11 protein-coding genes are annotated in these 13,511 nt (G+C 64.0%); 9 read left to right on the forward strand and 2 right to left on the reverse strand.

Translation table 11 applies throughout. The features are described 5' to 3' along the window. The first annotated feature begins 50 nt into the window (after positions 1–50). The 8 genes from lptB to ACNJYA_RS01310 all read left to right on the forward strand — a co-directional run bounded on the left by lptB (position 51) and on the right by ACNJYA_RS01310 (position 10,979). Complete coding sequence (lptB, locus tag ACNJYA_RS01275) at positions 51–1,055, forward strand: LPS export ABC transporter ATP-binding protein (RefSeq protein WP_260381513.1); 1,005 nt, start codon at positions 51–53, stop codon at positions 1,053–1,055. Between the two features lie 89 nt (positions 1,056–1,144). Next, positions 1,145–2,767, forward strand: coding sequence for an RNA polymerase factor sigma-54 (gene rpoN / locus ACNJYA_RS01280; protein WP_212257741.1), 1,623 nt, complete (start codon positions 1,145–1,147; stop codon positions 2,765–2,767). An 81-nt stretch (positions 2,768–2,848) separates the two neighbouring features. Further along, entirely contained in the window at positions 2,849–3,454 is a 606-nt protein-coding gene (gene hpf, locus ACNJYA_RS01285; protein ID WP_172788623.1) for a ribosome hibernation-promoting factor, HPF/YfiA family, read from the forward strand. 229 nt (positions 3,455–3,683) lie between these two features. Continuing rightward, entirely contained in the window at positions 3,684–4,145 is a 462-nt protein-coding gene (gene ptsN, locus ACNJYA_RS01290; RefSeq protein WP_063681444.1) for a PTS IIA-like nitrogen regulatory protein PtsN, read from the forward strand. Positions 4,146–4,338: 193 nt separating this feature from the next. Further along, entirely contained in the window at positions 4,339–7,572 is a 3,234-nt protein-coding gene (locus tag ACNJYA_RS01295; RefSeq protein ID WP_439401889.1) for an autotransporter outer membrane beta-barrel domain-containing protein, read from the forward strand. A gap of 33 nt (positions 7,573–7,605) precedes the next feature. After that, positions 7,606–8,895, forward strand: a complete 1,290-nt coding sequence (locus ACNJYA_RS01300) for an O-antigen ligase family protein (protein WP_439401890.1) — start codon at positions 7,606–7,608, stop codon at positions 8,893–8,895. Between the two features lie 13 nt (positions 8,896–8,908). Next, positions 8,909–9,925, forward strand: a complete 1,017-nt coding sequence (locus ACNJYA_RS01305; RefSeq protein WP_439401891.1) for a glycoside hydrolase family 5 protein — start codon at positions 8,909–8,911, stop codon at positions 9,923–9,925. A gap of 220 nt (positions 9,926–10,145) precedes the next feature. After that, on the forward strand, positions 10,146–10,979 hold the full coding sequence (locus ACNJYA_RS01310) for an outer membrane protein (protein ID WP_439401892.1): 834 nt from the start codon (positions 10,146–10,148) through the stop codon (positions 10,977–10,979). Positions 10,980–11,001: 22 nt separating this feature from the next. On the opposite strand, the gene ACNJYA_RS01315 is transcribed toward ACNJYA_RS01310, so the two are convergent. Further along, positions 11,002–11,628: a GNAT family N-acetyltransferase gene (locus ACNJYA_RS01315; protein ID WP_439401893.1), complete on the reverse strand. Its 627-nt coding sequence runs from the start codon at positions 11,626–11,628 to the stop codon at positions 11,002–11,004. A 96-nt stretch (positions 11,629–11,724) separates the two neighbouring features. Next, positions 11,725–12,360: a TetR/AcrR family transcriptional regulator gene (locus ACNJYA_RS01320; RefSeq protein ID WP_439401894.1), complete on the reverse strand. Its 636-nt coding sequence runs from the start codon at positions 12,358–12,360 to the stop codon at positions 11,725–11,727. Positions 12,361–12,677: 317 nt separating this feature from the next. Here ACNJYA_RS01320 and ACNJYA_RS01325 point away from each other — a divergent pair, with 317 nt between their 5' ends. Continuing rightward, complete coding sequence (locus ACNJYA_RS01325; RefSeq protein WP_439401895.1) at positions 12,678–13,481, forward strand: SDR family NAD(P)-dependent oxidoreductase; 804 nt, start codon at positions 12,678–12,680, stop codon at positions 13,479–13,481. Positions 13,482–13,511 lie beyond the last annotated feature (30 nt).

Here is a 13,511-nt window from a genome sequence, read left to right on the forward strand (position 1 = left end):
ATTTCGCGCAAGACGACGCGCAACGCGACGCGAAAGGCTAGAAGGCGGGGATGGTCGATCTCTTCAGCATGTTCCGTCGGCGCCCCGCCAAGCGCGGCCGGCCAGGATTTGCGCGTCAGGACATCACCGCGCTCGGTGACAGCGTCAGCGGCCTCGTGCCCAGTCCTGTTAGGGACGCCCCACCGATTGGCCGCGACCAGCCGCGCGCGGCCGACCAGTTCCAGGGTGACTACGAGGCCGACTATCCGGCCGAGCCGCGCCCGCAGGCGGTTCATCCGGTCCGGACTGCCGCCAGGCCCAACGGTGGCGGCGGGCCGCAGCTGTTGAAGCGGCCCGGCTTCCTGGCTGTGCATAGCGTGGAAAAAGCCTTCGGCAGCCGCCAGGTGGTGCGCGGCGTCAGCATCTATGTGCGCCGCGGCGAAGCCGTCGGCCTGCTCGGCCCGAACGGCGCCGGCAAGACCACCGTCTTCTACATGATCACCGGCCTGATCAAGGCCGATCGCGGCGCGATCGAACTCGACGGCCACGACGTCACGAAACTCCCGATGTATCAGCGCGCGCGGCTCGGCATCGGCTATCTGCCGCAGGAAGCCTCGATCTTCCGCGGCCTCACCGTCGAGCAGAACATCCGCGCCGTGCTCGAAGTGGTCGAGCCCTCGCGCAAGAAGCGCGAGCAGCAGCTCGACTCGCTGCTCGACGAGTTCAACATCACGCGCCTGCGAAAATCACCGTCGATCGCGCTGTCGGGCGGTGAGCGCCGCCGCGTCGAGATCGCGCGCGCGCTGGCGACACGGCCGAACTATATGCTGCTCGACGAGCCCTTCGCCGGCATCGACCCGATCGCGGTCGGCGACATCCAGGACCTCGTCCGCCATCTCACCAATCGCGGCATCGGCGTGCTCATCACCGACCACAATGTCCGCGAGACGCTCGGCCTCACCGACCGTGCCTATATCGTCTATGCCGGGGAAATCTTGACCGAGGGAACTCCGGATGAGATCGTGGCTGATCCGGACGTGCGCCGCCTTTACCTTGGCGAGGAATTCCGCCTTTAGCCCGTTTTTGCGTTTCGTCAAGACGTGTACATCGGGCTCGGACTAGGATAAGCAAAAATCGGACCATTTTTGGGAACGGTTCTTGCTTCATGGCGCTTACGCAGAGATTAGAGTTCCGGCAATCGCAGTCGCTGGTCATGACGCCGCAGCTGATGCAGGCGATCAAGCTGCTGCAATTGTCCAATCTCGATCTCACGACCTTCGTGGAAGAGGAGCTCGAGCGAAACCCTCTGCTGGAGCGGGCCAGTGACGAGGCCCCCGCGGAAGCCCCGGCCGAGGCCGGCAGTTACGGCGATGCCGAGGGTGGCCAAGGCGATGGCCAGGGCGAGGATGGCTTCAGCGGCAGTGCCGAGGGTTTCGAGCCGGGCCAGGAAGAATGGATGAGCAAGGATCTCGGCACCCGCGCCGAGATCGAGCAGACCCTGGACACCGGCCTCGACAACGTCTTCTCCGAGGAGCCGGCCGAGGCTGCGGCGCGCAATGCCCAGGATGCGGCGCCGACCACCTATACCGAATGGGGCGGCGGCGCCTCCGGTGACGAAGACTACAATCTCGAAGCTTTTGTCGCGGCCGAGACAACGTTGTCGGACCATCTCGCCGAGCAGCTCTCGGTGGCCTTCACCGCGCCCGCGCAGCGCATGATCGGCCAGTACCTGATCGACCTCGTCGACGAAGCCGGCTATCTGCCGCCCGATCTCGGCCAGGCCGCCGAGCGTCTGGGCGCGTCGCAGGCCGAGGTCGAAAACGTCCTCGCCGTGCTGCAAAAGTTCGATCCGCCCGGCGTCTGCGCGCGCTCTCTCAGCGAATGCCTGGCGATCCAACTGCGCGAGCTCGACCGCTACGACCCCGCGATGCAGGCGCTGGTCGAGCATCTCGATCTGCTCGCCAAGCGCGACGTCGCGGCTCTGCGCAAGATCTGCGGCGTCGACGACGAGGACATCGCCGACATGATCGGCGAGATCCGCCGCCTCAATCCCAAGCCTGGGATGAAGTTCGGCTCGGCGCGCCTGCAGACCATGGTGCCCGATGTCTATGTCCGTCCGGGTCCCGACGGCGGCTGGCATGTCGAGCTCAACAGCGACACCCTGCCGCGCGTGCTGGTGAACCAGACCTACTATTCCGAGCTGTCGAAGAAGATCGGCAAGGACGGCGACAAGTCCTATTTCACCGATGCGCTGCAGAACGCGACCTGGCTGGTGCGCGCGCTCGACCAGCGCGCCCGCACCATCCTGAAAGTGGCAACCGAGATCGTGCGCCAGCAGGACGGGTTCTTCACCCATGGCGTCGCGCATTTGCGGCCGCTCAATCTGAAGGCGGTCGCCGACGCCATCCAGATGCATGAATCCACGGTGTCGCGCGTCACCGCCAACAAATACATGGCGACAAATCGCGGCACATTCGAGCTGAAATATTTCTTCACGGCCTCGATCGCCTCGGCCGACGGCGGCGAAGCGCATTCGGCGGAAGCGGTGCGTCACCACATCAAGCAGCTGATCGATTCGGAGGAGCCCTCCGCGATCCTGTCGGACGACACCATCGTGGAACGCTTGCGCGCCTCGGGCATTGATATTGCCCGCCGCACGGTCGCGAAGTACCGCGAAGCCATGCGCATACCCTCCTCGGTGCAACGCCGCCGCGACAAGCAGAGTGCTCTTGGTAACGTCCTCTCTACCGCCTTGTCCGATCGCTCCCGCAATCCCGAACCGGCCTGATTGCGCTGGCGCCAAATCGCGCTACTCTCGATGCCCCATCGAGACCGATCCAAGCTGGGCACCAACCAAGCGAGGCATCACATGACTCTCAGAATCTCGGGCAAGAGCATCAGCGTCGGCGAGGCCCTGCGCGGCCGCGTTGCCGACCGCACCGACGAGGTGCTGCGCAAATATTTCGACGGCAATTATTCCGGCCACATCACGCTGAGCAAGGACGGCTTCGGCTTTCGCACCGATTGCGCCCTGCATCTCGATTCGGGAATCACGCTGGAGGCCGATTCGAACGCACCGGATGCCTATGCCAGTGCCGACCAGGCGCTGCTGATGATCGAGAGGCGGCTGCGACGCTACAAGAACCGGCTCAAGGACCGTTCCGCGCGCAAGGCCCATGCCGCCTCCGAGGCGATGGCTGCGCTCGACGCCACCAGTTATGTGCTGGAAGCGCCCGGAGAGGGCGAGGACGAAGTCGCCGGCTACAGCCCCGTCATCATCGCCGAGCAAACCACGTCGCTAAAGCGGCTCTCGGTCAGCGAAGCCGTCATGGAACTCGACCTCAGCGGGGCACCCTGCCTGGTATTCCAGCATGGCTCGTCCGGCCGGGTGAACATCATTTACCGCAGGGCGGACGGCAATGTGGGCTGGATCGACCCGCCGGGAGCCAAGGTGGACGGCCAGGCCGGCGGCTAGGCCCGTGGGCCGGCACCCGTACCATCCCAGCCCTTAACAATGACAGGGGCAAAGCCGCACGCGGGAGTTGGCACCGGGATTGCGTTGGAGTAGAAGCCCCCCACATCTGGACTTGGTAGGGCTTGGGCTAAGTCCCCCTCCTGCTTCATGTTATTGACGCCGGCCGGGCTTGGTCTATCAAGCCAGCCAAATCGGAACCTGACGGTTTAATTCACCTCGGAAAGCTTCCATGCCGATTACCGATCTGGTCGCACCCGAGGCGATTCTCCCGGCATTGAAAGTCAACAGCAAGAAGCAGGCCCTGCAGGAGCTCGCGGCCAAGGCCGCCGAGCTGACCGGGCAGAACGAGCGCGCGGTGTTCGAGGTGCTGCTACAGCGGGAGAAGCTAGGCACCACCGCGGTCGGCTATGGCGTCGCCATTCCGCACGGCAAGCTGCCCAAGCTGGAGAAGATCTTCGGCCTGTTCGCGCGGCTCGATCGTCCGATCGATTTCGAGGCGATGGACGGCCAGCCGGTCGATCTCGTCTTCCTGCTGCTCGCCCCCGAAGGCGCCGGCGCGGATCACCTCAAGGCGCTGGCCCGCATCGCCCGCCTGCTCCGCGACCAGGACATCGCCAAGAAGCTCCGCGCCTCGCGCGATGCCCAGGCGATCTATTCCGTGCTGGCGCTGCCGCCGGCAACGGCGGCGTAACGTCGCCTTCTTCCAGCCTGTCGAGGGTCCGATCCGCTCGGGCTCCTGGATCGCGCGTTGGGCCGTGTCGCCACGCCCCGGTGATCTCCAAGGTAGACGGTATGAAAATCTTCCCGCCTGAGACGCACGGCACATTGGCCGGCGTCAAGGTCCGCTAAGAGTCGCTCGAGACCATTTGGACTGAGTGGACGTGATGCGGAATGGAAGGGCGCCGTTGCGCATCGGCGCGGCGGCGGAAGAACGGCTCCATGGGCGCCGGCGCTTGCGCCTGGCGCTCCTCGGCACGGCGGCAAGCGGTGCATTGTGGCTGACGCAGCCGGGGCCGGCGCTGGCCGGGCCAAGCGGCTGCACGACGGTCGGTGGCACCGCCACCTGCAGCGGCGATCAATCGGCTGGAATCGGGGCCGCGGATTTCGACCAGGCCGCGGTCGGCACGCTCAACCTCAATGCGCTGACGACCGACATCGCGCCGGCTTTAGGCGTCGCCGCCATTTCCTACCATCGCGGCGGTGGCAGCATTACGATCAACAGTGATCTCTCGCTGCGGACGATCAGGGCAACAGGCATCACCGATGCAGTCTCCGCCTCGACCGACGGCGATGTGACGATCAATCACGCGGGCAACATCAGCTCGGCCGGCGGCGCCGGTATCTACGTCACCACGACCGGCGGTTTCTTCGGTACGACCGACATCAGGATCACCAGTAGCGGTACGATCGACGCGTATAGCGACGGCATTCACGCGCGATACCAAGGGCCTGGAGGAAGCAACGGCAACATCGTTGTCGCGCACACGGGTGACATCACGTCCAGGACGACCTACGGGGTGTTCGCCGAAACAGGCGCTGCCACGGTAAGTGTCACGACACTCGGAAACATCAACGCCACTGCTAGCGGAATTCTGGCCGCCGCCGTCTTTGGGGTCACCGTCAGCAGCACGGGAAACATCACAGGTGGCAGTGGGATCGCTGCATATTCCGTCTTCGGCGCAATCGCTGTCTCGCAACGCGGCGACATGGCGGTGACACTCGACGGAATCTACATCGACAACTCGAGCGCCTCCGCGACGGTCGTGCATAACGGCAATATCTCGGCTGGACGCAACGCACTGTTCATAGCGGCGGGGGACAGCATTAGCATCACCAGCCGCGGCGACCTCACTGCCCGCGATACGGGCATCGCCGCGACCGGACTAGGTGTCGGGGTAAACAGCGTCGGCAACATCGCCGTGAGCCACGGCTCCGGCATGTACATCGTCGGGCAAGCCGCAGTCGGGGTCACCAGCCGGGGAAACATCAGCGCGACCGATTACGGCATCTTTGCGGGCATGTTGAACGTGTTCGGATACTTTACGACTGTGGATAGTGCCGGCGACATCGTCTCCTCCGCAGGCGAAGGAATTCACGCCGTAACGATTGCCGGAGTGACCTCCGTCACCAGCCGCGGGACCATCAGCGCATTTGCCGACGGCATCCGCGCTGACGCGCCCGGCAATGTCACCGTGAACAGCACCGGCACGGTTTCGTCCGCGTCCGGCAACGCCATCTATGCGAGCGGGGGAGGCAATCTCGAGGTCACGGCCAGCGGCGGCGTCGTGTCGGGCGCGCTCGCGGGCATCCGGCTGGACGGCGGCGCAACCAATACCGTGAGCATCGGTGCGACGGCCAGAATCATGGGCGGTCTCGATGCAGTTCTGGCAAGCACCGGCAACGACACCGTGAACAATTCCGGTATCGTCAGCGGCAATGTCGTGCTCGGCGGCGGCAACAACGCCTTCAACAACCTGTCCGGCAGCGTGTTCAACAGCGGCGCGACGGTGGATCTCGGCGCCGGCAATCTGCTGAGCAACGGCGGCATGCTGGCTCCGCTTGGGGTCGGCGCGGTCGGCACCACGACGCTGACCGGCGATTTCGTTCAGGGCGCGAGCGGCAGGTTCATGGTGGACGTGGACGCCGCCGGTCACAGCGCCGACCGGCTCAACGTCACCGGCACGGCCGGCCTCGGCGGCAAGGTGGTGGTGGATCCGCTGGCGCGCCTGGCGACGACGACGACCTACACGATCGCGAGCGCAGGCAACGTGAGCGGCACCTTCACGGGCGTGGATTTCCTGACCGCAAACAGCTTCGCGCGCAACGCCCGGCTGAACTATGTCGGCAACGACGTGCTGCTGACGCTCGATCCCGGCCTGCTGTCGTATTCGCTCCCCAGCAATGCCAGCGTCAATGTGCGGAACGTTGCGGCGGGGATCGACGCGCCATTGATAACAGGCGCGGCGCTGCCGGCGGGTTTCAATGCCCTGTTCGCAATGGCCGGTACGCCGCTGATGAACGCCCTGACGCAGGCCTCGGGCGAGACTGCGACCGGCTCGCAGCAGACGACTTTCAACGCCATGAGCCAGTTCATGGGCACGCTGACCGACCCGTTCCTGGCCGGGCGCGGCGATCCTCACGCGTCAGCCGGTGTGACGGGATACGCTGGCGATGCGCCGGCGTATGCCGGTGGCCGCAAGCGCAGCGGTGCCGAGCGTGACGCCTACGCGGCGATCTCCCGCAAGGCGCCGCCCGCGCAGACCTTCGAATCCCGCTGGAGCGCATGGGCCGCAGGCTTTGGTGGCTCGCAGACCACCGACGGCAACGCGCAAATCGGCTCGAATAATGCAACCAGCCGCATCGCCGGCGCAGTCGCCGGCGCCGACTATTGGCTCTCGCCGCATACCGTTGCGGGCTTCGCGCTCGCCGGCGGGGGCACCAGCTTCTCGGTGGCCAATGGCGGCACCGGCCGCTCCGACCTGTTCCAGGCCGGCGCGTTCGTGCGGCACCATGCAGGCGCGGCCTATGTCACGGGCGCGCTCGCCTATGGCTGGCAGGACATTACTACCGATCGCACGGTCATCATCGCCGGTGCCGACCATCTCCAGGCGCGCTTCAAGGCCAACGCCTATTCCGGCCGGCTCGAAGGTGGATATCGCTTCGTCGCGCCCTGGATCGGCGGCGTCGGCATCACGCCTTATGCCGCGGCCCAGTTCACGGCGTTCGATCTGCCGGCCTATACGGAGCGGGCGGTCACCGGCAACGACACCTTTGCGCTCAGCTACGCTTCGAAGATTGTCACCGCCAGCCGCAGCGAACTCGGCCTGCGCACGGACAAGTCCTTCGGCATGGCCGACGGCATTGCCACGCTGCGCGGCCGTCTTGCCTGGGCGCATGATTTCAACCCTGATCGCTCGATCGGAGCAACCTTCCAGGCGCTGCCCGGCTCGAGCTTCGTGGTCAATGGCGCCGCACAGGCCGCCGATGCCGTGCTCGTCAGCGCGTCGGCGGAGAAGGCATGGCTGAACGGTTGGTCCGCGGCTGCAACGTTTGAAGGTGAGTTCTCGAACGTCACGCGCAGCTACGCCGGCAAGGGCGTCGTACGATATGCGTGGTGATGCCCGTGCGGGGCCGGTGAGAGCGGTCAGCTCGTGACCAGCCTGCACACCGACGATTCCCAGGGGGACGAAAGCGCGATCTGGCAAGCGCCCAGCGTCGGCGTGGAAAAGCTGGCCGGAAACGTGATGCGCTGCTCGATCACGGTCAATGTGATCGCGTCGATGGGTGTCCTCCACCCCGCGCTGCTTCCCGCAGAATGGAGCTTTGTGCAACAGGTCGTTGCGCTCCTGATGTGGGTCATCTTGATCTACGCCAGTGCCTTCGTGCGTCCCTGCCTGCGCGTGCAGCCCAATCCCGATTTCATCGCGCTCGTCGCATTCTATGCTCTCGCCGCTGTTTCCGTGCTCTGGAGCGGCCTCGCCACTGCGGCGATCATGAAGAGCGCGGCCCTCGTGGTCACGACCTTCGGTGCGTACTGCCTCATCACGCGGATCGATATCGACGAGATCGTCGGAGCGACGGCGCTGGGGCTATTCATCTTGGTCGCCGCCTCGGCCCTGTGTGCGGTCTTCGTGCCCGAGATCGGCGTCGATCAGAGCTGGATGCACAGCGGCCAGTGGCAGGGAATCTACGAATCGAAGCAGACGCTCGGCTTCATCAGCGCCTATCTGATGTTCTTTGCCTTCTATCAGAAGATGACGGGCCAGGGCTGGATCGTCTTCCTCCTGACGTTTCTCCTGGCATCGACATGCGTCATCGCCTCGGAATCCCGTGGTGCCGGCGCCGTCGCGATTGCCGCGGGCGCACTGCTCGTGACCTCGATGTGGTCGATCCGCTGCATGAGGATCTACGCGGTGCTGCCGGTCATCATGTGCATCCTGGCTGCACTCCTGATCCTGTATTTCTACGTCACCGGGTACGATTCCATCCATCTCGGCGAATCGACCATCAACTTGACCGAGCGGACGTTCATCTGGCAGTACGCCATCAGCCATTTCAACGACGCGCCGCTGCTGGGCTTCGGCATCAACGGATTCTGGACGCGCCCTGCGATTTACGACTATTTCAACCAGAACCACGGCTGGGTGCTCGACAATTACCATAGCGGCTACATTGCGGTGGCGATGGAGACGGGTTTCCTGGGATACGTGCTGTTCGTCGCGAGCGTCTATCTGTTCTCAGAAAAGGTCCTCTACTTGATCGCCACCCGGTCGATCGATCGTCGCCACTGCGCTCTCGTGATCGGATTCGTCGTCCTCAGCTTTCAATCGAATTTCACCGAGACGATGTTCCTTCGCTCCACGATGTTCACCTCGGTGCTGCTCGTTGCACTCTTCTTCGCAGTCTGTCGGCCGGTGCCGCAGCAAGGCTTGCAGCAATGATGGAGCAGGCAGGATGAACGCCATCTGCGCCCGCTGGGCGGCAGCTTTCGGTCTCGCCTTGGCGCTATCGGTGCTTGCGATCTGCTCCCCGGCAGAGGCAGCCGGGCAGGCCAAATCCGTTCCCCCAAAATTGGGACGCGGCATCAACATCCTTGGCTACGACGGCATCTGGGAGGGAGGCCGGAACGCGCCATTTCGTCTGGACAATCTCACTGCGATCAGGCGCGCCGGGTTCTCGCACGTTCGGATCAATTTCTTCGGCTTCAAGTTCATGAACCCGGGGAATGCGCTGGACGAAGTCGTCTTGAGGCGGCTCGATGCCGTCATCGAGGAGGTGCTCGCCCGGAATCTCATCCCCATCCTGGACGAGCACGATACCCATGTCTGTCAGCGCGACGTCTCCGGCTGCGCCGAGAAGCTGAAAGCATTCTGGACGCAGATCGCCGCGCGCTATGCCGGGAAATATCCGAGCCTTGTCTTCGAGGTGCTCAATGAGCCGGGCGGGCAGATGACGTCCGCCGCCTGGAACGCCCTTCTGAACGAGTGTCTCGGCATCATCCGCGCCACCAACCCCCGGCGGTCGGTGATCGCTGCGGTCCTCAACGTCGACGAGATGCCCGTCGAGGAGCTGGTCCTGCCGTCAGACGACCGAAACCTCATCGTCACGTTTCACTATTACGCGCCGCTCCGTTTCACCCATCAGGGCGCACCGTGGTCGCCGAAATTCTCGCAGATCGGCCCGCTCGATTGGGGCGCGCCGGAGGAGGAGCAGAAGGCGCGCGCCGATTTCGAGAAGGTCAAATCCTGGTCCGAACGGGAAAAGCGCCCGGTCTATCTCGGCGAGTTCGGCGTGTACGAGGCCGCTCCAGCCGAAGCCCGAACGCGATATTTGTCGTTCGTGGCACGGAGCGCGGAGCGGCTCGGCTGGGCCTGGGCCTATTGGCAGTTCGACCACGATTTCGCGGCCTTCGACAGCGCGCGCCAAACCTGGAAGCCGGAGATCATCCGGGCGCTGATTCCGGGGCGGTGAGGCGGGAAGCTTTCGGAAGCTGAGCTTCGCCGCGCGATCCGGGCTGGGCTTGAGGCGCCGTCTCTGGGCTCGAGGCGACGTCGGGGCGATATCCAATTCCTTCCCGGAACAAACACCGTTTTCGAAACCATCGAAGTGTTGCCGGCCGAATACAGCGCCCGAAAGCCGGCCGGTGTACCGTGCTTGAGATTTCAATTGCTGATTGTTCGGGGAATGCACGATGAAAAGACTGCTTCTGGCGACGTCGGCGCTGATTGCCGCAGGTTCCGCTCAGGCGGCCGATCTGGGCGCCCGTCCCTACACCAAGGCCCCGGTCGCGGCTGCTGTCCCCTTCAGCTGGACCGGCTGTTATCTCGGTGGCCATGTCGGCGGAGGTGCGAGCAGGACGGGCTTTACCGATCCGGGCGTTATCACGGGATTCGCATTGTTCGGGCCCATGACAACCGGTCTGGTGCCCGGTGACCGGATCGGCGTGAATAGCGACGTCGGCGTGGTCGGTGGTGCGCAGGCGGGCTGCGACTACCAGTTTTCCAGCAATTGGCTGATCGGTATCGCAGGCGATTTCACGGCGACGGATATTCGTGGCATTGCGAACGATCCGTTCTTCGGAGGCAAGGCCGGAAATCCGGCAACGCTCTCAAGTCGAACGGATTGGGTTGCGAGCGTCACCGGCCGTGTCGGCTACACCTGGGATCGGTTTCTTGTTTACGGCAAAGGCGGCGTCGGCTTTGCGCATGATCGCTACAGCCTGGACAATTTTGTCTTCATTGGCGGCGTCCCTTGTGGAACATTTCTAGCCCCTACCGCCTGTAGTGCAAGCACCAGCACCGACAGGATTGGATGGACTGCAGGGGTTGGCTTCGAGTGGGCCTTTGCTCCGAACTGGTCGGCCCTGGTCGAGTACGATCACTATGGCTTCGACAGCAAGCGCGTGGGTTTCTTCAATCCGAGCGGCCCAACGACTGCTTTCATCGATATCCGTCAGGACATCGACATCGTGAAGGTCGGCATCAACTATCGCTTTGGTGGATCGCCAATGGTCGCGAAATATTGAGCGATCTGGACAGGAGACGGCATCAGCCCCGAGCCGCCTCCAAACGCTTGATGATGCGCTGCCCGATCCGGGTGTTCTGATACGCTTGGAAACCTGGCCGGTCCCACGTCATCCGGCGCAGGACCAGCAGGGATCCGTCGCTATGTGATCGCACCGGCTTTTCAGGTTCAGGATCGAGCGTCCAGCCGAGCTTCAACAAATACTCGATCGTCGTTTGATTCCGCTCCAGCACGAAGGCGCGGACGCGGTTCAGCTCGAGTGCGTCGAACACGAACCGAAGCAATGGCACGAAAACGTTCGCCGTTGCTCCGCCGTTACGGTGCTCCTTCTCGCCGATGACGGCGCTGACGAGCGCCTCGCTCGCCGCTGCGTTGATGTCGAGGCGAATGAAGCCGACATGGATGCGGCTGCCGCGCTCGAATATCCCGAGCAGCAGCCGTTCGCGCTGATCGAAGGATTTGATGTAGTCGGCGATATCAGCCTTGGTCATCGCGCGCGGTGACGTGTTGAGGACATGCACCGTCCAGGGGTCGGACAGCCAATCCGCCCAGCGCTGCGAGGCGTCATCGCGCTTGATGGTGCGCAGGAAATAGCGCCCGGCCGGAAACCACAATTGCTGCTTGGCGAGACGCTCCACTTTCGGCGGCATGCCGCATCTAAGCAGTTTCGAGTCGGACGATCAATTTGGATGGCTCAACGTGCAGGTCTCGAGCGTTGACGCCTTCGTGCGAGCCGCTCGTGCGCTTCAGCAGACCGTCGGCAGCAGGCGCCGGACTTCGTCGAGCAGTTCGGGAACCGCCGTCTTGTCACCCGCGAGGTGCTTGAGCAGCGCACTCTGGAATAGACCGTCGAACAGCGCATAGAGCGCGCCTGGCGACGACGCCGGCCGCTTGCCGCCGAACTCGGCATAGCGAGAGGCAATGCGCCAGATCATCGCTTCCAGGCTCTTGTCGATCTCGAGCACATCCTTGCGAAACGCCGCCTCGAACATCGCCTGCGAGCGCAAATCGTACCAAAGCCGGTGCATGCGGGCTTCGTTCTGCAGCGTTGCTGCGAGCTTGGCGAGGAAGCCCTCCGTCAATTCGTCGCGGCTCGTTGCGGTCGCGACCACCTCGTCATAGCGCGTCACGCACTTCGCCTTGTAGTGGCGAACGCAGCAGCAGATCAGGTCGAGCTTGTCGCTGAAATAATAGTGAAACACGCCGTGCGTGAACGCCGAGTTCTGCGCGATCTCGCGCAGGCTGGTCCGGGCGAAGCCAAGCTCTCCAAGCGTTTCGAGCGCGGCCTCGGCGAGCTCGATGCGCCGCGCGTTGAACTTGTCGTCCCGCACGATCTCCGCCACGGCCTCTCGCTTCGCCGTCCCTGTCGCTTGCCGCGCCATCGTCGCGCCGTCTCCCGTCTCTTGGCCACCACGATCACATCGTCGGTCATCGTCTACAGACCATCCTCTTTGACAAGTGTCAAATTTTTACCTTGACAACTGTCAAGTCCCGGGAGGAGTGTGCGCGCCAAGAAATTTGGACAGTCGTCAAGACGCCAGCAAATGGAGGAAATGCACCCACCGGCGCCGCGCCGCCGGAACGGACTCGCATGCCGTTGCGCAACCGCGCCGGCACCGTGCTGCCAGCCGCAGCACGCACCGATCATCAGCGAACAGATCAGTCCAACAGATCAGTCCAAGCAAAGGGAGGACGTGCGATGAGTGAGAAGAGTCTTGATGGCCGCAAAGCCCTGGTCACCGGCGGAGCCCGCGGGATAGGAGCCGCCATTGCAGAGGCACTGGCACGCTCCGGTGCGGCGGTCATGATCGGCGACATTCTCGATGACGTCGGCAAGGACAGCGCCGGCCAGATCGCCAGGCTCGGTGTGAAGACCGGCTTCGTGCATCTCGATGTCACCGACGATGCGCAGTGGGAGAAAGCGACTGCCGCGACCATTGCCACCCTCGGCGGCTACGACATCCTCATCAACAATGCCGGCATCGAGATCACGTCGCTGGTCAGCGAGATCAGAGCCGAGGATGCGCGGCGGATGTGCGACGTCAACATCGTCGGCACCGTGCTCGGCATGAAGCACGCCTTCCGCGCGATGCGGCCGGGCGGACCGGCGGGCAAAGGCGGCGCGGTCGTCAACATCGCTTCCGTCGCGGCGACGATCGCCTTCCCGAGCATCGCGGTCTATTCCGGCACCAAATCTGCGGTCGATCGCATGACACGGGTCGCTGCGATGGAAGCCGGCAAGCTCGGTTATGGCGTGCGCGTCAACTGCATCTATCCCGGCTTGATCCCGACCGACATGGGCCTGCAGCTGGCCAACGACATCGTGAAGATCGGTCTCGCGCCCGACGTCAACGCCGCGGTGGGTTCAGTGGTGGAGCAGACGCCTCTCGGCAAGCTCGCGGAGGTCGGCGACATCGCCAATGCCGCGGTGTTCCTGTGCTCGAACGAGGCGCGCTTCATCACCGGCATCGGACTGCCGGTCGATGGCGGCATGGGCATGTGAGCTGCAAACCTGACAACGAACATTTCGGAG

The sequence above is a fragment of the Bradyrhizobium sp. BLXBL-01 genome, from assembly GCF_051853025.1.
Taxonomy (GTDB): Bacteria; Pseudomonadota; Alphaproteobacteria; order Rhizobiales; family Xanthobacteraceae; genus Bradyrhizobium.

What these genes read in the sequence shown, in the direction of transcription:
- ptsN (WP_063681444.1), top strand. Translation starts at nt 3,684, where the DNA reads ATGCCGATTACCGATCTGGTCGCACCCGAGGCGATTCTCCCGGCATTG.
- hpf (WP_172788623.1), top strand. Translation starts at nt 2,849, where the DNA reads ATGACTCTCAGAATCTCGGGCAAGAGCATCAGCGTCGGCGAGGCCCTG.
- ACNJYA_RS01305 (WP_439401891.1), top strand. Translation starts at nt 8,909, where the DNA reads ATGAACGCCATCTGCGCCCGCTGGGCGGCAGCTTTCGGTCTCGCCTTG.
- lptB (WP_260381513.1), top strand. Translation starts at nt 51, where the DNA reads ATGGTCGATCTCTTCAGCATGTTCCGTCGGCGCCCCGCCAAGCGCGGC.
- ACNJYA_RS01320 (WP_439401894.1), bottom strand. Translation starts at nt 12,360, where the DNA reads ATGGCGCGGCAAGCGACAGGGACGGCGAAGCGAGAGGCCGTGGCGGAG.
- rpoN (WP_212257741.1), top strand. Translation starts at nt 1,145, where the DNA reads ATGGCGCTTACGCAGAGATTAGAGTTCCGGCAATCGCAGTCGCTGGTC.
- ACNJYA_RS01310 (WP_439401892.1), top strand. Translation starts at nt 10,146, where the DNA reads ATGAAAAGACTGCTTCTGGCGACGTCGGCGCTGATTGCCGCAGGTTCC.
- ACNJYA_RS01325 (WP_439401895.1), top strand. Translation starts at nt 12,678, where the DNA reads ATGAGTGAGAAGAGTCTTGATGGCCGCAAAGCCCTGGTCACCGGCGGA.
- ACNJYA_RS01315 (WP_439401893.1), bottom strand. Translation starts at nt 11,628, where the DNA reads ATGCCGCCGAAAGTGGAGCGTCTCGCCAAGCAGCAATTGTGGTTTCCG.
- ACNJYA_RS01295 (WP_439401889.1), top strand. Translation starts at nt 4,339, where the DNA reads ATGCGGAATGGAAGGGCGCCGTTGCGCATCGGCGCGGCGGCGGAAGAA.